This window comes from Aquincola sp. J276, assembly GCF_024700035.1.
Lineage (GTDB): Bacteria > Pseudomonadota > Gammaproteobacteria > Burkholderiales > Burkholderiaceae_C > Aquincola > Aquincola tertiaricarbonis.
The window spans coordinates 374,024-395,757 of sequence record NZ_JAJONC010000002.1 but is presented as its reverse complement, the minus strand read 5'-3'; the positions used below and the strand labels follow the sequence as shown (position 1 = coordinate 395,757).

General features: G+C 70.9%; 22 protein-coding genes. 11 read left to right on the top strand and 11 right to left on the bottom strand.

The features are described 5' to 3' along the window. Positions 1 to 67: 67 nt before the first annotated feature. The 5 genes from LRS14_RS19680 to LRS14_RS19660 all read right to left on the bottom strand — a co-directional run bounded on the left by LRS14_RS19680 (position 68) and on the right by LRS14_RS19660 (position 4,081). Positions 68 to 259: a hypothetical protein gene (locus LRS14_RS19680; RefSeq protein WP_257800752.1), complete on the bottom strand. Its 192-nt coding sequence runs from the start codon at positions 257 to 259 to the stop codon at positions 68 to 70. A gap of 166 nt (positions 260 to 425) precedes the next feature. Beyond that, entirely contained in the window at positions 426 to 1,901 is a 1,476-nt protein-coding gene (locus LRS14_RS19675) for a coniferyl aldehyde dehydrogenase (protein ID WP_257800751.1), read from the bottom strand. A 79-nt stretch (positions 1,902 to 1,980) separates the two neighbouring features. Next, positions 1,981 to 2,463 carry a hypothetical protein gene (locus LRS14_RS19670; protein ID WP_257800750.1) on the bottom strand — a complete coding sequence of 161 codons (483 nt, stop codon included), beginning with the start codon at positions 2,461 to 2,463 and terminating at the stop codon, positions 1,981 to 1,983. 138 nt (positions 2,464 to 2,601) lie between these two features. Next, positions 2,602 to 3,255 (bottom strand): amino acid ABC transporter permease, encoded by a 654-nt coding sequence (locus LRS14_RS19665; protein WP_046111904.1) that lies wholly within the window; start codon positions 3,253 to 3,255, stop codon positions 2,602 to 2,604. Between the two features lie 25 nt (positions 3,256 to 3,280). After that, on the bottom strand, positions 3,281 to 4,081 hold the full coding sequence (locus LRS14_RS19660) for a transporter substrate-binding domain-containing protein (protein WP_257800749.1): 801 nt from the start codon (positions 4,079 to 4,081) through the stop codon (positions 3,281 to 3,283). A gap of 164 nt (positions 4,082 to 4,245) precedes the next feature. On the opposite strand from LRS14_RS19660, the gene katG reads away from it, so the two are divergent. Continuing rightward, a complete protein-coding gene (katG, locus tag LRS14_RS19655) occupies positions 4,246 to 6,459 on the top strand; it encodes a catalase/peroxidase HPI (protein ID WP_257800748.1) in 2,214 nt (737 codons plus the stop codon). Further along, positions 6,456 to 6,731: a DUF3253 domain-containing protein gene (locus LRS14_RS19650; RefSeq protein ID WP_257800747.1), complete on the top strand. Its 276-nt coding sequence runs from the start codon at positions 6,456 to 6,458 to the stop codon at positions 6,729 to 6,731. Before katG ends, LRS14_RS19650 begins: the two co-directional genes overlap by 4 nt. Before the next feature lie 134 nt (positions 6,732 to 6,865). On the opposite strand, the gene LRS14_RS19645 is transcribed toward LRS14_RS19650, so the two are convergent. Together LRS14_RS19645 and LRS14_RS19640 are read right to left on the bottom strand one after the other, a co-directional pair. Continuing rightward, the gene (locus LRS14_RS19645; RefSeq protein ID WP_046111908.1) at positions 6,866 to 7,216 is read right to left on the bottom strand and encodes a nuclear transport factor 2 family protein; all 351 of its coding nucleotides are present in this window, start codon (positions 7,214 to 7,216) and stop codon (positions 6,866 to 6,868) included. Positions 7,217 to 7,261: 45 nt separating this feature from the next. Further along, on the bottom strand, positions 7,262 to 8,152 hold the full coding sequence (locus LRS14_RS19640; protein WP_257800746.1) for an aldo/keto reductase family oxidoreductase: 891 nt from the start codon (positions 8,150 to 8,152) through the stop codon (positions 7,262 to 7,264). 155 nt (positions 8,153 to 8,307) lie between these two features. Here LRS14_RS19640 and LRS14_RS19635 point away from each other — a divergent pair, with 155 nt between their 5' ends. After that, a complete protein-coding gene (locus LRS14_RS19635; protein ID WP_257800745.1) occupies positions 8,308 to 9,291 on the top strand; it encodes a LysR family transcriptional regulator in 984 nt (327 codons plus the stop codon). Here LRS14_RS19635 and LRS14_RS19630 read toward each other — a convergent pair. Beyond that, positions 9,236 to 10,189, bottom strand: a complete 954-nt coding sequence (locus tag LRS14_RS19630) for a LysR family transcriptional regulator (RefSeq protein ID WP_257800744.1) — start codon at positions 10,187 to 10,189, stop codon at positions 9,236 to 9,238. The two genes, LRS14_RS19635 and LRS14_RS19630, sit on opposite strands and share 56 nt — an antisense overlap. 160 nt (positions 10,190 to 10,349) lie before the next feature. Between LRS14_RS19630 and LRS14_RS19625 the strand changes: the two genes are divergently transcribed. Next, the gene (locus LRS14_RS19625; protein ID WP_046111911.1) at positions 10,350 to 11,120 is read left to right on the top strand and encodes an SDR family oxidoreductase; all 771 of its coding nucleotides are present in this window, start codon (positions 10,350 to 10,352) and stop codon (positions 11,118 to 11,120) included. A gap of 13 nt (positions 11,121 to 11,133) precedes the next feature. On the opposite strand, the gene LRS14_RS19620 is transcribed toward LRS14_RS19625, so the two are convergent. Then, on the bottom strand, positions 11,134 to 11,772 hold the full coding sequence (locus LRS14_RS19620; RefSeq protein ID WP_257800743.1) for a DTW domain-containing protein: 639 nt from the start codon (positions 11,770 to 11,772) through the stop codon (positions 11,134 to 11,136). Between the two features lie 184 nt (positions 11,773 to 11,956). Between LRS14_RS19620 and LRS14_RS19615 the strand changes: the two genes are divergently transcribed. The 7 genes from LRS14_RS19615 to LRS14_RS19585 all read left to right on the top strand — a co-directional run bounded on the left by LRS14_RS19615 (position 11,957) and on the right by LRS14_RS19585 (position 19,649). Further along, the gene (locus tag LRS14_RS19615) at positions 11,957 to 13,558 is read left to right on the top strand and encodes an ABC transporter substrate-binding protein (RefSeq protein WP_375136383.1); all 1,602 of its coding nucleotides are present in this window, start codon (positions 11,957 to 11,959) and stop codon (positions 13,556 to 13,558) included. Positions 13,559 to 13,583: 25 nt separating this feature from the next. After that, positions 13,584 to 14,561, top strand: a complete 978-nt coding sequence (locus tag LRS14_RS19610) for an ABC transporter permease (RefSeq protein ID WP_257800742.1) — start codon at positions 13,584 to 13,586, stop codon at positions 14,559 to 14,561. Further along, the gene (locus LRS14_RS19605; protein ID WP_404977593.1) at positions 14,558 to 15,478 is read left to right on the top strand and encodes an ABC transporter permease; all 921 of its coding nucleotides are present in this window, start codon (positions 14,558 to 14,560) and stop codon (positions 15,476 to 15,478) included. Before LRS14_RS19610 ends, LRS14_RS19605 begins: the two co-directional genes overlap by 4 nt. A gap of 5 nt (positions 15,479 to 15,483) precedes the next feature. After that, positions 15,484 to 16,476, top strand: coding sequence for an ABC transporter ATP-binding protein (locus LRS14_RS19600; protein ID WP_257800741.1), 993 nt, complete (start codon positions 15,484 to 15,486; stop codon positions 16,474 to 16,476). Further along, positions 16,469 to 17,527 carry an ABC transporter ATP-binding protein gene (locus LRS14_RS19595; RefSeq protein WP_257800740.1) on the top strand — a complete coding sequence of 353 codons (1,059 nt, stop codon included), beginning with the start codon at positions 16,469 to 16,471 and terminating at the stop codon, positions 17,525 to 17,527. Before LRS14_RS19600 ends, LRS14_RS19595 begins: the two co-directional genes overlap by 8 nt. Continuing rightward, a complete protein-coding gene (locus LRS14_RS19590) occupies positions 17,524 to 18,414 on the top strand; it encodes an N-formylglutamate amidohydrolase (RefSeq protein WP_257800739.1) in 891 nt (296 codons plus the stop codon). The genes LRS14_RS19595 and LRS14_RS19590 overlap by 4 nt, the downstream gene beginning before the upstream one ends. A 68-nt stretch (positions 18,415 to 18,482) precedes the next feature. Continuing rightward, positions 18,483 to 19,649, top strand: coding sequence for a M20 aminoacylase family protein (locus LRS14_RS19585; RefSeq protein ID WP_257802178.1), 1,167 nt, complete (start codon positions 18,483 to 18,485; stop codon positions 19,647 to 19,649). Between the two features lie 20 nt (positions 19,650 to 19,669). Here the strand turns inward: LRS14_RS19585 and LRS14_RS19580 are convergent, their stop codons facing one another. Together LRS14_RS19580 and LRS14_RS19575 are read right to left on the bottom strand one after the other, a co-directional pair. Beyond that, positions 19,670 to 20,668 carry a zinc-binding dehydrogenase gene (locus LRS14_RS19580; RefSeq protein ID WP_257800738.1) on the bottom strand — a complete coding sequence of 333 codons (999 nt, stop codon included), beginning with the start codon at positions 20,666 to 20,668 and terminating at the stop codon, positions 19,670 to 19,672. A gap of 101 nt (positions 20,669 to 20,769) precedes the next feature. Then, complete coding sequence (locus LRS14_RS19575; protein ID WP_046111919.1) at positions 20,770 to 21,669, bottom strand: LysR family transcriptional regulator; 900 nt, start codon at positions 21,667 to 21,669, stop codon at positions 20,770 to 20,772. Positions 21,670 to 21,734 lie beyond the last annotated feature (65 nt).

Here is a 21,734-nt window from a genome sequence, read left to right as displayed (position 1 = left end):
ATCGTCGCAGCGCCTGCTCGCCCGCCCTGTAGGACGGTTGCACATGTGGCCGTAGGTAACGGGCTGCCTATCGGCCCGCAGCGTCGGGCTTGTCGCCGCTTTCGGGCGCCAGGTGCGGGTCGTCCTTGTCCCGCGGCTGGCCGACCGGGGCGGCCGGGGCGGGCTGGCCACCGGTGCGGATCTGCTCGCCGGAGGCCGCGGGCTTGTCGTCGGCGCCGGCACCGGGCCAGCTCTTGTTCTCTGCGGGCAACTGGGTCATGGCTTGCATCCGTTGAGTGGGGGATGCAGGTCGGCGGCAAGCCGCGTTCCGACAGCCGCCTCAGAACTGTGAATGAACCGGTCGCACCCGAGCGGCGCGGCACGGCGGCCTGGATCCAGGCGCAAGGCGCAGCCATGGCTCGGGTGAGTGGTTCGTTCACAGGTTCTCAGCCGAGGAACCAGCGCAGCACCAGCCGCTGCGCCAGCCCGCCATAGGGCGGATGGAACAGCTGGCTGGGAAACCAGCGCCGCCGCGTGAATACCGTGCGCGCGTGCGACAGCGCGAGAAAGCCCTCATGCCCGTGGTACGCGCCCATGCCCGAGCCGCCGATGCCGCCAAACGGCGCATCGTGGTTGACCACGTGCCAGCCCCAGTCGTTGAAGGTCACGCCGCCGGAGCGGGTTCGCTCCAGCACCTGGGTTCGCTCCGCCGCATCGTGGCTGAAGCAGTACAGCGCCAGCGGCCGCGGCCCGGCATTGATGGAGGCGATGGCGTCGTCCAGCGTGTTGTAGGGCAGCACCGGCAGGATGGGGCCGAACAGCTCCTGCGTCATCACGGCCATGTCCGGCGTCGCGCCGACCACGATGTGCAGCGGCAGCTGCCGGCCCTCGCCCCGCGGCATGGGGCCGCAGGCCAGCACCTGCGCACCGCGTTCGCGGGCATCGTCCAGCAGCCAGAGCAGCCGGCGCTGGTGATGCGGATTGACGATGGCGGTGCAATCGGCATTGCCTTCGGCCACGCCGCCGTAGAACCGCTGCCAGGCCGCCTGCACCGCCGCCACGAAGGCCGGCAGCTGCTCGCGCGGCACCAGCACATGGTCGGGCGACACGCAGATCTGCCCGCTGTTGGCCGCCTTACCATGCGCCACCCGCCGCGCCGCATCGGCCAGCGGATAGCGCCGGCCCACCAGCGCGGGCGACTTGCCGCCCAGCTCCAGCGTCACCGGCGTCAGGTGCTCGGCGGCCGCACGCATCACGCGGCGGCCCACCGCGGGCGAGCCGGTGAACAGGATGTGGTCGAAGGGCAGCGAGGTGAAGAAGGCCGGGTCGGCCAGCTCCTGGCCCACCAGCGCCACCTGCGCCTCGTCGAACACCTCGGCCAGCACGGCGCGCAGCGCGGCGTTGGTGGCCGGCGTGGCCTCGGGCATCTTCACCATCACCCGGTTGCCGGCGGCCAGTGCCGAGGCCAGCGGACCCAGCGCCAGGTACACCGGGAAGTTCCAGGGCACCACCACCGCCACCACGCCCTTGGGCTGGTGGTGCACCTGCAGCCGGTTGCCGGCGAACAGCCACTCGGTGCGGCGGCGGCTGGGCTTCATCCAGCGGCGCACATGGCGGGCCGCATGGTCCAGCGCCAGCACCGAGCCCAGCACGTCGAGCATCTGCGATTCGGCCGCCGCGCGGTGGCCGAAGTCCTGGCCCATGGCCTGCACCAGCAGCGCCTGCCGGCGCAGCACGGCCTGCTTCAGCGCCAGCAGCTGCGCGCGCCGCTGCGCCGCGTCGGTCGGGGGCTGCGCCATGCAGGCCGCCTGCTGGGCGGCCAGCAGGCCGCGGATGCGCTGGTGCAGTTCGGCCTGCGCGGCGGCCTGCGCTTCGGCATCGTGTGCAGGCGCCCGGGACGGAGCTTCGGTGGTGTGGTTCATGGCGCGGCAGCGGGCGATGGGCCGTGGCGGGGGTGGTCCCCCGCAGTCTGCCAGCGCGGCCCTGCCCGCCCGCCCCGGGTCAGCCCGAGCGGCCGGCGCGGCGCACGCCGGGCAGGATGCCGGGCTGGGCATCCCGCGGCGCCGCAGCGGCGGCGGGCTCGGGGGCCGAAGGCTCCAGCGCGATGCTGATCTCGTTGGGGTACTTCCACATGGCGCCGGTGATCATGTCGGTGATGCCCAGGTCGAGGAAGAAGCCGCCCACGACGCCCGAGGTCTGGGTGCGGCTGACCAGCCGCTGGGTGGCGTTCTCATGGCCGGGGGCGGCGCACTGCACCAGCACGTCCTTGGCGCCCTTGTCCAGCGTGACGGTGTTCTGCCGGCCGGTGACGATGCCCAGCTGCGAACCCTCGCGGGAGACGACGCAGCGGGCCTCCTTGGGCGTGAGGTGGAACACCACCGTCTGCGAGGTGCCGTCGGTGATGGAGGCACAACCGCTGCCCAGGGCCAGCAGGGCGGTGAGCAGGGTGGCGGTGGTGGCGTGGATGCGGGGCGGGACGTTCATGGTGCGAAGGCCTGGCGGCGGCTGGAGGAAGGAAGGCCGCCAGTGTTCCGCCCGGGGGCCGCGCCCACATCGGCCGATGGAGCCATCGGCCCGGCCCGCGAGGAGCCACCCCGCAGGGGGATGTGCGCCTCGGCGCGCTCAGTGCGGGAAGGCCAGGCGCTTTTCCAGCAGCCGCTGCACCTGCTCGAACAGCAGGCTCAGCACCCAGTACACCCCCGCGGCCGCCAGATACAGCGGAAACGGCTGGAAGGTGGTGGAGATCAGCTCCTTGGTGGCCAGCATCAGCTCGGTGACCGCGATCACCGACACCAGCGAGGTGTCCTTGATCAGGCTGATCAGCGAGTTGGACAGGCTGGGCACGGCGGTGCGCAGGGCCTGCGGCGCCACGATGAAGCGCAGCGTCTGCACATGCGTCAGGCCCAGGCTGGTGCCGGCCATCCACTGGCCGCTGCCGATGCTCAGCACCGCGCCGCGCAGGCTTTCCGACAGGTAGGCCGCCACGTTGAGCGTGAGCGCCAGGATGCCTGCGGTGACCGGCGAGAACTCGATGCCGATGCTGGGCAGCCCGTAGTACACGATGAACACCTGCACCAGCAGCGGCGTGCCGCGGAAGATGCTGACGTACAGCCGCGCCAGCCAGTGCAGTAGCGGCAGCTCCAGCACCCGCACCAGCGCCACCAGCGCACCCAGCGCCAGGCCCAGCACCATGGCCGAGACGGCGAAGAACAGCGTGTAGCCGGTGGCGCGCAGCATCACCGGTGCCGCCAGCTGCAGCAGCGGTATCAGCTCCATCGCCGCACCCCGGCGCCTGCAGCGCTCACTTGGCCGCGGTCAGCGGCTTGCTCACGTCGCGGGCAAACCACTTGACCGAGATCTTCTCGAAGCTGCCGTCGGCCTTCAGGTCGGCCAGGGCCTGGTCGATGGCGGCCTTGAACTTCGGGTTGCCCTTGCGGAAGGGGATGGCGTTGCTCTCGCTGGGGCCGATGGGCGCACCGGCCTTCAGCGGCAGCTTGCTGGTCTGCGTCAGGTAGGGGATCAGCAGGCTGTCGTTCAGCGCGGCGTCGATGCGGCCGGTGGCCAGGTCCTGGAGGTACTCCGGCGCGCCGGGATACACCTTGACCTCGGCACCTTCGATGCCGCGGGCCAGGTCGGCATAGTTGCTGCCCTGCCCCACGCCGATGCGCTTGCCCTTCAGGTCGGCCGGCGTGGCCATGGGGCGCGTCTCGTTGTTGCGCACGATCAGCTGCGCCGCCGAGGTGACGTAGGGGCCGCTGAAGTCGAAGGTCTGGCGCCGCGCATCGGTGGCCGCCACCTGGTTGACGATGACGTCGTACTTGCCGGCCTGCAGCCCGGCCAGGATGCCGCTCCACTCCGTGGTGGTGAAGGCGGGCTTGACGCCCAGCTTCGCCGCGATGGCAGTGGCGATCTCCACGTCGAAGCCGGTGAGCTGCCCCTGCGCGTCACGGAAGTTGAAGGGCGGGTAGGTGCCCTCGACCGCGATGCGCAAGGTGCCGCGCTGCTTCACCTCGTCCAGCAGGTCGGCGGCCTGCGCCGTGCCCGCCCACAGGGCCAGGCCGGCGGCCAGGGTTGCAAGCAGATGTGTGCGACGTTGGATCATGATTGTTTTCGCTCAGGGGTACGACAAGGCGGCGTATGTTGCCACCGCTGCGCAGGCAAGCCCCCACAGGCTATCGCTCCCATCCATAGGGCCAATGGCGCGCCTGCACGCCAGCCCGTAACCTGCGCAGCGTCGATCACAGCCGTACGCAAGGAGATGTAGCAATGAGCGCTGAGACTGAAATGAAGTGCCCGGTGGCGCACGGACAAACCGGCGGCGGCAAGCCGCGCCAGACGCGCACCAATGCCCATTGGTGGCCCGACCAGCTGAACCTGGGCGTGCTGCACCAGCATGCCAAGCTGGGCGACCCGATGCTGGAAGACTTCGACTACCGCAAGGAATTCCAGACGCTGGACCTGCAGGCCGTGATCGCCGACCTGCATGCCCTGATGACCGATTCGCAGGACTGGTGGCCGGCCGACTACGGCCACTACGGCCCCTTCTTCATCCGCATGGCCTGGCACTCGGCCGGCACCTACCGCATCTTCGATGGCCGCGGCGGCGCCCGCTCCGGCGAGCAGCGCTTCGCGCCGCTGAACAGCTGGCCCGACAACGGCAACCTGGACAAGGCCCGCCGGCTGCTGTGGCCCATCAAGCAGAAGTACGGCCGCAAGCTCTCCTGGGCCGACCTGATGATCCTGGCCGGCAACGTGGCCCTGGAGTCCATGGGCTTCAAGACCTTCGGCTTCGGCGGCGGCCGCGAGGACATCTGGGAGCCCCTGCCCATCGACTGGGGCCCGGAATCCACCTGGCTGGGCGACGAGCGCTACAGCGGCGAGCGCGAGCTGGCCAAGCCGCTGGCCGCGGTGCAGATGGGCCTGATCTACGTGAACCCCGAAGGCCCCAACGGCAAGCCCGACCCGGTGGGCTCGGCCCGCGACATCCGCGACACCTTCGCCCGCATGGCGATGGACGACTACGAGACCGTGGCCCTGGTGGCCGGCGGCCACACCTTCGGCAAGTGCCACGGCGCCGGCCCGGCCCACCATGTGGGCGCGGAGCCCGAAGGCGCCAACATCGAGGAGCTGGGCCTGGGCTGGAAGAGCGCCTACGAGTCCGGCATCGGCGCCCATGCCATCACCAGCGGCCTGGAAGGCGCCTGGACCGCCACGCCCACGAAGTGGGACATGAGCTACCTGGAAACGCTGTTCGGCTTCGACTGGGAGCTGACCACCAGCCCGGCCGGCGCCCACCAGTGGAAGCCGGTGGGCGACGCCGGCCGCAACGTGCCCGATGCCCACATCCCCGGCAAGCTGCACCAGCCGATGATGACCACCGCCGACCTGGCGCTGCGCTTCGACCCGGCCTACGAGAAGATCGCGCGCCACTTCCTGGCCAACCCGGCCGAGTTTGCCGACGCCTTCGCCCGCGCCTGGTTCAAGCTCACCCACCGCGACATGGGCCCGAAGGTGCGCTACCTGGGCCCGCTGGTGCCGCAGGAAGACCTGCTGTGGCAGGACCCGCTGCCGGCCAACACCGGCCCGGTGATCGACGCCGCCGACGTGGCCAAGCTGGAGCGCCAGATCCTCGACAGCGGCCTGACCACGGCGCAGCTGGTGAAGGCGGCATGGGCCTCGGCCAGCACCTTCCGCGGCAGCGACCTGCGCGGCGGCGCCAACGGCGCGCGCCTCCGCCTGGCGCCGCAGAAGGACTGGGAAGCCAACGACCCCACCGAGCTGGCGCAGGTGCTGTCGGTGCTGGAAGGCATCCAGGCCACCTTCAATGCGCAGGCCAGCGGTGGCAAGCGGGTGTCGATGGCCGACCTGATCGTGCTGGGCGGCAGCGCCGCCATCGAGCGTGCGGCCCGTGCCGCCGGCCACCAGGTCCAGGTGCGCTTCACCCCTGGCCGCACCGATGCCACGCTGGAGCAGACCGACGTCAACTCCTTCGAGGTGCTGGAGCCGGCGATCGACGGCTTCCGCAACTACATCAAGGCGGGCGGCCCGGCCAACGTGGCCAACGGCATCATCGACAAGGCCAACCTGCTGATGCTGACCCCGCCCGAGATGACGGCCCTGGTGGGCGGCCTGCGCTCGCTGGGCGCGACCAGCGGCAACGTGAGCCACGGCGTGCTGACCGACCGCCCCGGCACCCTGAGCGCGGACTTCTTCCGGAACCTGCTGGACATGCGCACCGCCTGGAAGCCGGTGGAAGGCCAGAAGCACCTGTTCGAAGGCACCGACCGCAAGAGCGGCGAACGCCGCTGGACGGCCACGCTGGCCGACCTGATCTTCGGCAGCAATGCGCAGCTGCGCGCGCTGTCGGAGGTGTATGCCGCGGCCGACGGCGAAGCCCACTTCGTGCAGGACTTCGTCGAGGCCTGGGTCAAGGTGATGGAGCTGGACCGCTTCGACGTGCGCGGCCGCAGCGCCGCGTGAGCGGCCCCCAGGCCGGCGCCGTGACCGACGCAGCCATCGAGGACACCGTCTTCGGGCTGCTGTCGGCCCGCCGGCCGGGCGCCACCATCTGCCCTTCGGAGGTGGCGCGTGCCCTGGCGGCCGACGAGGCGGCCTGGCGCGCACTGATGCCCCGGGTGCGCCAGGTGGCGCAGGCGCTGGCCGAGGCCGGACGCCTGCACATCACCCGCGGCGGGCAGCCGGTGGATGCGCTGGAGGCCGGCGGGCCGGTGCGGCTCGGGCGTCCCGACTGACGCGCGCGACCTGCGCCGCCCTCAGAACCTGTGAATGAAGCGCAGCCATGGCTCGGGCTATGGCGAACCTTTGCAGCGACGAGCCGGGTCGTCAGGGCGCGTCGCGCGGGCGTGAGTGGTGCCTTCACAGGTTCTCAGCCCTGCGGCACCACGAAGGCCTGCAGCTCGGCCAGCCGGCCATCACGCAGGCGCCAGACATCGCAATACGCATGCACGCTGGCCGTGCCGGCCTCGTCATGCAGGGTGATCTCGCCGATGGCGGCCAGCGTGTCGCCCTCGGCCACCATGCGGTCGACCTTGAATTCGGGCGGCCGCTGGTAGCTTTCCTTCATCCAGCGGCGCACGGCTTCCTTGCCTTGCAGCGTGCGGTCGCCGACGAACACCCAGCGGGTGTCTTCGGTGCACAGCGCGAGAAAACCTTCATGGTCGCCGCGGGAGATGGCGGCATTGGCCTGTTCCAGGACCTGCTTGTGGGGATGGCTCATGCCCGGCTTTTTAGGCGCAAGCCAAAGCCTGCGCCGCCGGTGCGGTCACGCGGGGTCCAGCCGCTGCAGCAGCTCGGCGGGGATGCGCAGCGAAGCCGCCGCCAGGTTCTGCCGCAGATGGGCCACCGACGAGGTGCCCGGGATCAGCAGCAGGTTGGGCGAGCGCTGCAGCAGCCAGGCCAGGGCCACCTGCATCGGCGTGGCACCCAGCTCCGCGGCCACGGACGACAGCGCCTGCGACTGCAGCGGGCTGAAGCCGCCCAGCGGGAAGAACGGCACATAGGCCACGCCCTGCGCGGCCAGCACATCGACCAGCGCGTCGTCCTGGCGATGCGCCAGGTTGTACATGTTCTGCACGCAGACGATCTCGCAGAAGCCGCGCGCCTCCTCCACCTGCGTTGCGGTGACGTTGCTCAGCCCGATGTGGCGCACGAGGCCCTGCTGCTGCAGCTGCGCCAGTACCGCCAGCTGGGGCGCCAGCGAGCCTTCGGCCGGGCCGTGCACGTCCAGCATGCTGCGCAGGTTCACCACGTCCAGCACGTCCAGGCCCAGGTGGCGCAGGTTGTCGTGCACCTGCTGCACCAGCTCGGCCGGTGATTGCGCAGGCAGCCAGGAGGCATCGTCGCCGCGGCGCGCGCCCACCTTGGTGACGATGGTCAGCCCGTCCCGGTAGGGATGCAGCGCCTGCCGGATCAGCTGGTTGGTGACGTGCGGTCCGTAGAAGTCGCTGGTGTCGATGTGGTCCACGCCCAGCGCCACCGCTTCGCGCAGCACCGCGATGGCGGCTTCCGGCGAAGCCGGCGGGCCGAACACGCCGGGGCCCGCCAGCTGCATGGCGCCATAGCCGATGCGGGCGACGCGGCGGCTGCCCAGCGGAAAGCGGCCGGCCTGCTGCGCGGGAAGCGGGGCGACGTCGGCGGCGCTGGAAGTATTCATGGTGTTCATTGCGGAGTGCGGCCTGGGTGGATGAGCCGGCCGAAGCGCCGGTGTGAAACCACTGTAGGCAGCACCCGGGCGTGCGATAAGGTGGCCAGCGTCGCACGCCTCGTGCGAAAAACCGGACACACCGCAGCCCGTTGGAGCAGTACCCCATGGCGCCCCTTCCCGATCCCACCCCGCCTGCGCTGGAAGCCAGCGGCATCACCGAGCTGGGCGACCTGGCCACCTTCCTGAAGGTGGCGCGCGCCGGCGGCTTCCGCGAGGCGGCGCGCCAGGCCGGGCTCAGCGCCTCCGGCATGAGCGAGGCGGTGCGGCGGCTGGAAGCACGGCTGGGCGTGCGGCTGCTCCACCGCAGCACCCGCAGCGTGGCGCCCACCGGGGCCGGTGCCCGGCTGATGGAGCGCCTGGGCCCGGCGCTGGAGGAGGTGAATGCGGCGCTGGACGTGGTCAACGGCTTCCGCGACCGGCCGGCCGGCACGCTGCGGCTGAACGTGCCGATGAGCGCCGCCCGGCTGGTGCTGCCGGCCATCGTGCCGCCCTTCCTGCAGGCCTATCCCGACATCCGCCTGGAGGTGACGGTGGACGAGAGTTTCGTCGACGTGCTGGCCGCCGGCTGCGATGCCGGCATCCGCTACGAGGAGCGACTGGAGCAGGACATGATCGCCCTGCCCATCGGCCCGCGCCGCCAGCGCATCGCCACCGCCGCCTCGCCGGCCTACCTGGCCGAGCATGGCATGCCGCAGCATCCGCGCGAGCTGCTGCAGCATGCCTGCCTCCTGGGCCGCTTTCCCAGCGGCGCGGTGCCGCCCTGGACATTCGAGCGCGAGGGCGACACCGTGGTGGTGACGCCCGCCGGCCGGCTGGTGGTGCGCCTGGGCGGCGGGGTGGACCTGGCCATCGAGACGGCCGTGGCGGGCTGCGGCGTCATCCACATCTTCGAGGACTGGCTGCGCCCGCAGCTGGACAGCGGCGCGCTGGTGCCGGTGCTGCCCGACTGGTGGGTGAGCTTCGCCGGGCCCTTCCTGTACTACCCCGGCCGCCGGCACCTGCCCGCGCCGCTGCGGGCCTTCGTGGACTTCGTCAAGTCCCACCCGCCTGCCGCGCCAGCGCCCGCAGCTCGGCGGTCGGCAGGGTGAATGCCGTGCTGTCCTTCAGCCGCTGCACCGCGAAGTCGATGAACCTGCGCACCCGGCCGGGCAGGTTCCTTCGCTGGCCGTAGTAGATGTAGAAGCCCATGCGCTCGCTGACATGCGCCGTCAGCAGCGGCACCAGCGCACCGGCACGCAGCGGCGCGGCGGCATTGATGCTGTCCACCTGGCCGATGCCCAGCCCTGCGGCCACCGCCAGCATCTCGGCATCGGGGTCGCTGCAGCACAGCACCGGATGCATCGGCTGGAAGACGATCTCGCCCTTCACGTCGAACTCCCACGGCACCGCGCGGCCGGTGCCCGGCTGCCGGTAGCCGGTGCAGCGGTGCTTGAGCAGCTGCGGCAGCCGCCTTGGCGTGCCGTGCTGCGCCAGGTAGGCCGGCGCGGCGCACACGATCTGCTGGATGGAGAACAGCCGCCGCGCGATCACCTGCGCGCTGGGCGGATTGCCGGCGCGGAAGCCCACGTCGATGCGCTCGGCGATGCTGTCGGTCGCGCGGTCTTCCAGCAGCAGGTCGATCTCGATGCCGGGATGCTGCTGCGCGAAGTCCACCACCAGCGGCAGCAGCACCTTGCGCCCGGCCGAGCCGCCGGCGCTGATGCGGATCAGGCCCTCGTCGTCGCGCACCGCGCTGCGGGCCCGGCTCACCGCGGCGGCCACGCCTTCCAGGCTGCTGCGCACGTCGGTGAACAGGCGCTCGCCTTCCTGGGTGAGCGAGATCTTGCGCGTGGTGCGGTGGAACAGCCGCACGCCCAGGTGCTGCTCCAGCGCCCGGATGCCCTTGCTCACCGCCTGCGGCGTGCTGCCCTGGGCCAGGGCCGCGCGGTTAAAGCTGCCCGCTTCGGCGGCACGGACGAAGGTGGTGATGGCCCTGAGCTGGTCCAACAGGCGTCTCCCGAGGTGTTGCGCATCGTAGCAAGGCGGCCCGGATTGACAACCGATGGTTGCCGGTGTTGTTGCCGATGCCGGCCTACCGGGGCCGGGGTGCGCTGCCTAGAGTGACCCCTGTCGATTCCCCGACTGCACCACCTGAAAGGAAAACCGCATGTCCTCCCTCACCCAAGACCTGGCAGGCCGCACGGCCGTCATCACCGGTGCTTCCAGCGGCATGGGCCGCGCCAGTGCCCTGCTGCTGGCCGCACGCGGCGCCCGCGTGGCGCTGCTGGCCCGCCGGCAGGCCGCGCTGGACGAGGTGGCCGCGCAGATCGGCCGCGATGGCGGCCAGGCGCTGGCCATCGCCACCGACGTCACCGATGCCGCCTCGGTGCAGGCCGCCGCCGAGCGGGTGGCCGCCGAGTTCGGCGGTGCCGACCTGGTGTTCAACAACGCGGGCGTGATGCTGCCCGGGGCCATCGAGTCGCAGCCCTTCGCGCAATGGCAGCAGCAGATCGACCTCAACATCACCGCGGTGATGCGCGTGATCCATGCCTTCCTGCCGCAGCTGCAGCAGGCGGCCGCGCAGGGCCGGGTGGCCGACCTCATCAACACCTCCTCCATTGCCGGCCAGTACGTCTACAGCTACTTCGCGGTGTACTCGGCCACCAAGGCCTATGTGAGCCACCTCACCCGCCAGCTGCGCACGGAGCTGGGGCCGAAGGACATCCGCGTGTCCATGCTGGAGCCCGGCATCACCGACACCGAGCTGCAGGGCCACTTCACCTTCCAGGGCGCCACCGACTGGATCGCCCAGGCGCGCCAGAACATGGAGTTCCTGAAGGCGGAGGACGTGGCGCGGGTGGTGGCCTTCCTGGCCGCGCAGCCGCGGCATGTGAACCTGCAGCAGGTGGTGCTGATGCCCACCCGCGAAGGCCTGTGAATCGCACCGGTGGCTAGTTCGCTGCCTGCGGTCGGCCGGGCCGCTGGCGGGCCGCCACGCCGGCGACGAAGTGGCCGAAGGCCTCCAGCAGCGGCGTGGCCTCGAAGCCCCGGCCTTCCAGCATCGCCAGGGCCTGCACCGTCGCTTCCAGCGTCGAGACCTGGTCGGGTCGCCGCGCGGCGCGGATGGCACGGTAGCGGGTGGGCGCCGGTGCCTGCAGCGCCAGCCGTGGCAGCGCGGCAAGCGCGGGATGGTCCAGCAGCAGCCGCAGGCTCTTGCGCCAGGTGGCGTCGATCACCACCAGCCGCAGCGGCCGCCCGGGGCCTGCCTCGGCGCCAGCACGAAGGGCCGGCAGCGCCGGCGCCAGCGGCACGTCGGGATAGAGCAGCAGCGTCTGCTGCCCGGGGCGATGCAGCAGGGCCTGCAGCGTGGCCGGCGAGAAGCATTCGCCGACCACCACCTCGCAGCGCGCCAGCGACAGGCGCAGCAGCGCCACGCTGTTCTTGGCCTGCCGCAGCTCCTGCGGATGCTGCAGCACCAGGACGTCGGTGCGGTGCGCCGTGGGCCGCGCCAGCGCGCACAGGCAGGTGGCCTGCGGGCGCAGGCAGCGCCGGCAGGCAGCACGGCAACGGGGCAGAGGGGCATCGTTCACCCGCGCATGCTCGCATGCGCACGGGGCGGGGGATGGTCGCGCCACCCACCACGCTTGTCTAGGCAAGCGGCCCGCATCGCGCGTCGGCACGGAGGCCGCGGCATCGCGGTAAACCACAGTGCCCGCTGGTGCGCGAATTGCTTACCCTGGACGCTCATCGCCACGGACGGAAGTTCTCATGCCCATGCGCTCACAGCGACCCGCCTTCACCCTGGCGGCCGCCGCCACCTTGTCCGCCCTCCTGGCCTGGGGCGCGCCCGCCCTGGCGCGCGACCTGGTGGTGGCCCTGAAGACGGAGCCCACCTCGATGGACCCGCAGTACCACGCGCTCACGCCCAACATCCAGCTGTCCCAGACCCTGCTCGATCCGCTGGTGTGCCCCGACGCCGAGCTGGCGCCCAAGCCCTGCCTGGCGGAATCCTGGAGCGCGGAGGGCAGCACCTGGACATTCAAGCTGCGGCCCAACGTCAAGTTCTCCGACGGCACGCCCTTCACCTCGGCCGACGTGGTGTTCAGCTTCGAGCGCGTGCCCAAGGTGCCCAACAGCCCGTCGTCGTTCAACATCTACCTGCAGCAGGTCAGCAAGGTCGAGGCCGTGGACCCGCTGACCGTGCGCATCACCACGGTCAAGCCCTATCCGCTGGTGCCCATCAACCTGACCGGCCTGCCCATCCTGTCGGCCAAGGCCGCGAGCGGCGCCGCACCGGAAGGCAAGACCACCACCGAGATGAACGCCGGCACTGGCCTGGTGGGCGCCGGCCCGTACCGCTTCGTGTCCTGGAAGCGTGGCAGCGAGATCGTCTTCGAGCGCAACCCGCACTATTGGGGTCCCAAGCCCGCCTGGGACCGCGTGGTGTACCGGCCGATCACCAATCCCGCGGCGCGCGTGGCGGCGCTGCTGGCCGGCGACGTGGACCTGGTGGAAGACCCGCCTACCGACGACCTGGCGCGGCTGCAGAAGGACCCCAAGCTCAATGTCGTCACCAAGCCGTCGAACCGCGTGATCTACGTGGCGCTGGACCAGCACGGGGACCAGACGCCCGGCATCACCGGCGCGGACGGCAAGCCGCTGGCGCGCAATCCGCTGCGTGACAAGCGGGTGCGTGAAGCGCTGTCGCTGGCCATCGACCGCAAGGCCCTGGTGGACCGCATCATGGGCGGCGTGGCCACGCCGGCCGCGCAGCTGCTGCCCTACCCGATGCTGGGCGCCAGCCCCAACCTGACGCAGGCACCGAAGGCGGACGTCGAGAAGGCCAAGGCGCTGCTGAAGGAGGCGGGCCACCCCGACGGCTTCAACCTGGTGCTCGGCGCACCCAATGGCCGCTACATCAACGACAGCAAGGTGGCACAGACGCTGGCCGCGATGTGGACACGCATCGGCGTGAAGACCACGATCGACAGCAACGCGCCGCCGGTGTTCTTCAAGAACCGCGACAGCCATGCCTACAGCGCCTACCTGGCGGGCTGGGGCACGGCCACCGGCGAGATGTCCAACACGCTGAACTCGCTGCTGGTCACGCCCAACAAGGAAAAGGGCGTGGGCACCACCAACCGCAGCCGCTATTCCAACCTGGAGATGGACCGCCTGGTGGAGGCCTCGGCCGCGGTGATGGACAGCAGCAAGCGCGGTGCGCTGCTGGCCAAGGCCAGCGAGCTGGCGATGGCCGATTTCGCGATGCTGCCGGTGCACTTCGAGCATTCGGTGTGGGCCATGAAGAAGGGCCTTGCCTTCACCGGCCGCGCCGACCAGATGACCATGGTGCAGTACGTGACGCCGGCCAAGTAAGCCGCCGCACGCAGTCGCAGTTTCCATGCTGGCGTACATCATCCGCCGCCTGATGCAGGCGGTGCTGGTCATGGCCGTGATGTCGGGCCTGGTCTTCGTCGGCCTCTACGTGGTGGGCGATCCGGTCTCGATGATGGCCAGCCCCGAGGCCACCGAGCTCGACCGCGAGGCCATCCGGCAATCCTTCGGCCTGGACAAGCCGCTGTGGCAGCAGTACGCGATCCTCATGTCGCATGCGGTGCGGCTGGACTTCGGCAAGAGCTTCCTCACCGGCCAGCCGGCGATGGGGCTGATCCTGGAGCGCATGCCGGCCACGCTGGAGCTGGCCATCGTCTCGATGCTGCTGGCGGTGGCGGTGGGCGTGCCGCTGGGCATCTGGGCCGGCCTCAAGCCGCGGGCAGTGAGCAGCCGCGCCATCATGACCGGCTCCGTGCTGGGCTTCTCGCTGCCCGGCTTCTGGGTGGGGCTGATGCTCATCATGGTGTTCGCGGTCACGCTGGGCTGGCTGCCGGCCAGCGGCCGCGGCCGCACGGTGATGGTGGGCCCGCTGGACCTGAGCGTGCTCACGCTGGACGGTTGGCAGCGGCTGGTGCTGCCGGCGCTCACCATCGCCTTCACCAAGGCCGCGCTCATCATCCGCGTGACCCGCGCCGCCACCCGCGAGGCGCTGCCGATGGACTACATCAAGTTCGCGCGGGCCAAGGGCCTGGCCTGGGGCCGCATCCTGAAGGTGCACCTGCTGAAGAACATCATGATCCCCATCGTCACCGTGGGCGGGCTGGAGTTCGGGCAGGTGGTGGCCTTCGCGGTGGTCACCGAGACCATCTTCGCCTGGCCCGGCATGGGCAAGCTGCTGCTCGATTCCATCATCACGCTGGACCGCCCGGTGGTGGTGGCCTACCTCATCCTGATCGTCTTCTTCCTGGTGATGCTGAACCTGATCGTGGACATCCTCTATTCGGTGCTGGACCCGCGGGTTCGGCTGCAGGCGGCCAAGGCATGACGCACGCCGTCATCACCGACACGCCGGCCGCGCTGCCGCCGCCGGAAACGCCGTGGCAGCGCCTGCGCCGTGAGTTCATGGCCAGCAAGCTGGCGATGTTCGGCCTGCTGCTGCTGTTGCTGGCGGTGGGCGCCGCGGTGCTGGCGCCGTGGATCTCGCCGCAGAACCCCTACGACATCGGCAAGCTCGACATCTTCGATTCCAAGCTGCCGCCCGGCAGCGCGGCGGCCGATGGCAGCATCACCTACTGGCTGGGCACCGACGGCCAGGCGCGCGACCTGCTCTCGGCCATCTTCTACGGCCTGCGCACCAGCCTGCTGGTCAGCGGCGTGTCGGTGGCCGCGGCGCTGGCCATCGGCAGCGTGGCGGGGCTGGCGGCGGCCTACTTCGGCGGCTGGATCGATGCACTGGTGATGCGCATCGTCGACATCCAGCTCTCGTTCCCCGCCATCCTGGTGGCGCTGATCCTGCTGGCGGTGCTGGGCAAGGGCGTGGACAAGGTCATCATCGCCCTCATCGTGGTGCAGTGGGCCTACTTCGCCCGCGCGGCCCGCGGCGCGGCACTGGTGGAGCGCGGCAAGGAATACGTGGAGGCTGCGCAGTGCATGTCGCTGGGCTGGCGCCGCGTGCTGCTGCGCCACATGCTGCCCAACTGCATGCCGCCGCTGATCGTCATCGCAACCATCGACCTGGCACATGCCATCGCGCTGGAATCCACGCTGTCCTTCCTGGGCGTGGGCGTGCCGGTGACCGAGCCCTCGCTCGGCATGCTGATCGCCAACGGCTTCGAGTTCCTGCTGTCGGGCCACTACTGGATCTCGTTCTTCCCCGGCATTGCGCTGGCGCTCAGCATCGTCGGCATCAACCTGGTGGGCGACCACCTGCGGGACGTGCTCAACCCGCACAACGCGCATTGAACGCCGTGGCCAGCCATTCCCTCGACAACCCGGTGCTGCGCATCGAAGGCCTGAAGACCCACTTCTTCACCCACGGCGGCGTGGTGAAGGCGGTGGACGGCGTGGACCTGGCGGTGAACGCCGGCGAGATCCTCGGCCTGGTCGGCGAATCCGGCTCGGGCAAGACGATCACCGGCTTTTCCATCATCGGCCTGATCGACCCGCCGGGCCGCATCGTCGAGGGCCGCATCGCCTACCTGGGCGAGGACCTGGCGCAGGCCGGCGAGCAGCGGCTGCAGCAGGTGCGCGGCAAGGAGATCGCAATGATCTTCCAGGACCCGATGATGACGCTCAACCCGGTGCTGCGGGTGGACACGCAGATGGTGGAAGCCATCCACGCGCACGAGAAGGTGAGCCCCGCCGCGGCCCGCGCCCGGGCCCGCGATGCGCTGGCGATGGTGGGCATCGCCGCACCGGAGGAACGCCTGCTGGCCTATCCGCACCAGCTCTCGGGCGGCATGCGCCAGCGGGTGGCCATCGCCATCGCGCTGCTCAACCACCCGCGGCTCATCATCGCCGACGAGCCCACCACCGCGCTGGACGTCACCATCCAGGCGCAGATCCTGTTCGAGGTGCAGAAGCTGTGCCGCGAGACCGGCACCGCACTGGTGTGGATCACCCACGACCTGGCCGTCATCAGCAGCCTGGCCGACCGCATCGCGGTGATGTACGCCGGCCGCATCGTGGAGGCCGGCACGGCGCAGCAGGTGATCGGCAGCCCGACGCATCCGTACACGCAGGGCCTGATCGATTCCATTCCCACGCGCCAGACCCACGGCACGCTGCTGCGGCAGATACCGGGCATGACGCCCTCATTGCTGCACCTGCCCACCGGCTGCGCCTTCCGGCCGCGCTGCGGGCGGGCCGACGCGGCCTGCACCCAGGTGCCGGCCATCGTGCCGCAGCCCTCGGGCGCGCACACCCGCTGCTGGCATCCGCTGGAGGCCGCACATGTCTAGGCAAGTCGAGGCCGGCGAGGCCGCGCCACTGATCAGCCTGCGCGGCATCGACAAGCGCTTCACCCGGCCGGTGGACCTGGCCGGGCGCATCGCCAACCTGCTGGGCGCCCGCCACACGCCCGCGGTGGTGCATGCGGTCAGCGGCGTCGACCTGGACGTGCAGGCCGGCGAGGTGATCGGCATCGTCGGCGAATCGGGCTGCGGCAAGTCCACGCTGGGCCGCATCGTGGCCGGCATCAACCCGCCCAGCGCCGGCACCGTGCGCTACCAGGGCCAGCCGGTGGAAACCCTGCCGCGCGCCGAGCGCCGCGCCTACGAGCTGGGCGTGCAGATGATCTTCCAGAACCCGATGGCCTCGTTGAATCCGCGCATGCGGGTGCTGGACATCATCGGCGAGGCGCCGGTGGTGCACAGCATCGTGCGCCCGTCGGAGAAGGCGGCCTACGTCGGCAGCCTGATGCGCCAGGTGGGCCTGGACCCCGACTATGCGCAGCGCTATCCGCACCAGTTCTCGGGCGGCCAGCGGCAGCGCATCGGCATTGCCCGCGCGCTGGCGCTCAAGCCGCGGGCCATCGTGTGCGACGAGGCGGTGGCCGCGCTGGACGTGTCCATCCAGGCGCAGGTGCTGAACCTGTTCACCGAGCTGCGGCGCGAGTTCGACCTGACCTACCTGTTCATCAGCCACAACCTGGGCGTGGTGGGCCACATCGCCGACCGCGTGGTGATCATGTACCTGGGCCGCATCGTGGAAGTGGCGCCCACCGACACGGTGTTCAACCGGCCCAACCATCCTTATACCCAGGCGCTGCTGTCGGAGCTGCCCACGCTGGACACCACCCGCCGGGTGTACAAGCCCATCCAGGGCGAGCTGCCCTCGCCGCTGGCACCGCCCTCGGGCTGTGCCTTCCATCCGCGCTGCCCGCATGCGATGCCCCGCTGCAGCACCGAGCGCCCGGCGCTCAAGACCCTCTCGGCCGGCCACACCAGCGCCTGCCACCTGAACGACCTCACGCAACCCATCACCGTGCACACCCAAGCCGTTCCTGCATGACCTCACGCGCAGTTCCCCACGCCGCCACGCCCTTCGATCCCTTCGTGCTGCAGCGGCCCACCGCCGAGCCGCTGCCGCTGATCGCCGATTCGCCGCACAGCGGCCTGAAGTACCCGGCCGACTTCGGCTACGCCCTGCCCTTCGACGAACTGCGCGCGGGCGAGGACACCGACGTCGACGTGCTGTGGCAGGCCTTGCCCGCGGTGGGCGGCACGCTGCTGGCGGCCGAGTTCCCGCGCAGCTACATCGACCCCAACCGCGACGCCGCCGACCTGGACGCCGCGCTGCTCGACGGCCCCTGGCCCGGCGAGCTGAAGCCCAGCGAGAAGACGCGGCTGGGCATCGGCCTCGTCTGGCGCGATGCCGGCCACGACGGCCGCCAGCCGATCTACAGCCGCAAGCTCAGCGTGGCCGAGGTGCAGGCCCGCATCGCCACCTACCACGCGCCCTACCAGCGCACGCTGCTCGAAGAGATCGAGCAGGCCTTCCAGCGGCATGGCGCGGTGTGGCACCTGAACCTGCATTCGATGCCGGCCAATTCGTACGAAGGCCTGCAGATCCAGACCGACAAGCCGCTGGCCGACGTGGTGCTGGGCAACCACGACGGCCGTACCTGCAGCGAGGAGTTCACGCAGCTGGTGGCCGAGGCGATGCGCCGGCGCGGCCTGGGCGTGGCCTTCAACGACCCGTTCAAGGGCGTGGCCCTGATCGCCCGCATCGGCCGGCCGGCCGAGCGCCGCCACAGCCTGCAGATCGAGCTGCACCGCGGCCTGTACATGAACGAAGCCACCCGCGAGCGCAGTGCCGGTTTTCCGGCGCTGCAGCAAGCCCTGGGCGGCGTGGCGGCCGAACTGGCCGACTACGTGCGCCAGCAGACCAGAGGATGAACACGATGAGCGAGACCCTGACCGAAGACACCGGCGTGATCGACGCCATCCGCAGCGAAGTGCCGGCGATGACGGCGCTGCGCCGCGATATCCATGCCCACCCGGAGCTGGCCTTCCAGGAGACGCGCACCGCCGACCTGGTGGCCGCCAAGCTGGCCTCCTGGGGCATCGAGGTGCACCGCGGCCTGGGCAAGACCGGCGTGGTGGGCGTGCTGCACGGCAGCCTTGGCCCGGGCGGCCGTGCCATCGGCGTGCGCGCCGACATGGACGCGCTGCCGATGCCCGAGCAAAACCGCTTCGCGCATGCCTCGCTCAACCCGGGGCGCATGCATGGCTGCGGCCACGATGGCCACACCGCGATGCTGCTGGGCGCGGCGCAGTACCTGGCGACGCACCGGGATTTCGAGGGCACGGTGAACTTCATTTTCCAGCCGGCGGAAGAAGGTGGCAACGCCGGCGCCAAGGCGATGATGGCCGACGGCCTGTTCGAGCGCTTCCCCTGCGACGAGGTCTACGGCGTGCACAACATGCCGGGCGCGCCGGTGGGCACCTTCTCGTTCCGCAAGGGCGCGATGATGGCCTCGAGCAACCGCTTCGACATCGTCGTGCGCGGCACCGGCGGCCATGCGGCCATGCCGCAGAAGGGGGTCGACCCGATCGTCATCGCGGCCGAGATGGTGGGCGTGCTGCAGACGGTGATCTCGCGCACCAAGTCGCCGATCGACACCGCGGTGCTCAGCGTCACCCAGATGCATGCGGGCGATGCCTACAACGTGATCCCGGACGAGGCGGTGCTGCGCGGCACGGTGCGCACCTTCAGCATCGAGGTACTGGACCTGATCGAGGACCAGATGCGCCGCATCGCCGAGACGCTGCCGCAGGTGTACGGCGCCACCGGCGAGCTGAAGTTCGTGCGGGCCTACCCGCCGCTGGTCAACTGGCCGGCGCCCACCGACTTCGCGGCCGACGTGGCCACCGAGGTGTTCGGTGCCGCCAAGGTGCTGCGCGAGGCGCCGCCGGTGGCGGGAGCCGAAGACTTCTCCTTCTTCCTGGAGCAGGTGCCGGGCAGCTACTGCTTCATCGGCAACGGCAACGGCGAGCACCGCGAGGCCACCTACCACGGCATGGGGCCGTGCGAGCTGCACAACCCCAGCTACGACTTCAACGACGCGCTGCTGCCCATCGGCTCCACCTACTGGGTGAAGCTGGTGCAGGCCTTCTTCCGGCGCGGCTGACCGGGCGGCCCGCAGCCGCCTCAGGGCACCAGCACCAGCGCACCCTGCTTGCTGCGGTCGCGCAGCGCCTCGTGCGCCGCGGCCGCCTGGCGCAGCGGCCAGCGGGTGTACGGCACCTCGCCCAGCACGCCCGAGCGCCAGGCCTGGAACACCGCGGCCGTGGCCTCGGGCAGGCGGCCGGCCAGGTGAGGCGCCATCGGCCCGCCCACCAGGCGCACGCCGCGCCGGCTCATCGCATCCGCATCCACCACCGGCGCACCGGAAGCCGCGCCGATGGACACGATGGTGCCGCCGTCCTTCACCGCGGCCATCGTGGCCCCGAAGGTGGCGCGGCCCACCAGCTCGTACACCACGTCCACGCCGTCGGGCACCAGGGCCCGCACCTGGGCGCCCAGGTCCGGCGCATCGGAGGCCAGCACATGGTCGATGGCGCCCTCCAGCGCCTGCCGCTTGGCCATGCTGCCGGCGGTGCCGATGACCCGGGCGCCCAGGGCCTTGGCCCAGCGTGCCAGCAGGCCACCCACCGCGCTGGAGGCGCCCTGCACCAGCACCGTCTGCCCCGCGGCCAGCGCGTGGTAGCCGTGCAGGCCGGCCCAGGCGGTCAGGCCCTTGGTGAGCACCGACGCCACCCGCGCGTCATCCAGGTCGTCGGGCACCTGCACCAGGGCGCTGGCATCGATCAGCCGCACCTGGGTGTAGCTGCCCGGCGCCAGGTAGTAGGCCACCCGCTGGCCCACGCGCAGCGACGGCACGCCGGGGCCCACCGCCTCGATCACGCCCACGCCTTCCACGCCCGGCACCGAGGGCAGCGGCACCGGGAAGGCACCCTGGCGGAACAAGGTGTCGATGAAGTTGACGCCGATGGCCGAATGGCGCAGCCGCACCTGGCCGGCGCCGGGTTCGCCCACCGGGGCATCGTCCTCCACCTGCAGCACATCGGGCCGCCGTAGGCGTGGAAACGGATCGTCGTGTTCGGGGTCATGTCTTGGCTCCTGGGCCGGCACAGCACATCGCTGCATGGGCTGCAGCGTAGGAAAGCCCAGGCGGCCGGTGAAGCCTGTTTGATTCGATGGAAAGGATCGGCCCGGCCGATGGACGGCCATGGCGGGCCGCGGGCCGCTCAGGCCTGGGCCTCGGCCTTCAGCCGCGCCAGCAGCCAGCGGCCGGCCGGGCCGGGCGGTGCGTCGTGGCGGTAGGCGGCCAGCATCGCGATGCTGGGCGTGGCGGGCTGGTGCATCTGCAGCGTGATGCGCAGCAGCCGGCCCGCGTCCAGGTCGGCCTGCACCATCTCCTGCGGCATGTGGCCCCAGCCGAAGCCCGCCTTCAGGAAGGCATGCTTGGCCCCCAGGTCGGCCAGGTGCCAGGTGTGGGCGGACAGCACGCCGTAGCTGCGGCCGGCGCTCAGGCTGCTGCGGTCGGTCAGCACCAGCTGCACATGGCGCTCCAGCACGTCGGCGGCCAGCGGGCCGGGCAGGCCGGCCAGGGGATGGCCGGGCGCCACCACGGTGACCATCGGCACCTGCGACAGGTGCTCGCAGCGGATGTTGTCCGGCACCACCGGCAGCGATCCGACGATGCCCAGCTGGCAGCTGCCCTGCAGCACCGGCTGCACCACCGCGCCCAGCGCCTCCACATACAGCCGCAGCGGCGTCTGCGGGAACTGCTGGCGGAAGGCGCCCACCGCGGCGGTGAGCGCACTCATCGGGAACATCACGTCCACCGCCACCGACAGCTCCGGCTCCAGCCCTTCGGACAGCGTGCGGGCGCGGGCCTTGAAGCTGTCCATGCCACCCACCACCACCTTGGCCTCGCCCAGCAGCGCCTTGCCTTCCTCGGTGAGCACCGGGTAGCGCGCGCTGCGGTCGAACAGCGTGACCCGCAGCTGGCCTTCCAGGTTGGCCAGCGTCTGGCTCACCACCGATTGCGCCCGCCTGAGCTTGCGGCCTGCCGCGGAGAAGCTGCCTTCCTCCGCCGCGGCGATGAACACGCGCAGGTGATCCAGCGATACGCCGTCCAGCATGAATGGATCCGTCCAATGAGATGCGCCGGAATATAGAGGGTTAACCTGAAGCGGCGCCGGCCGGC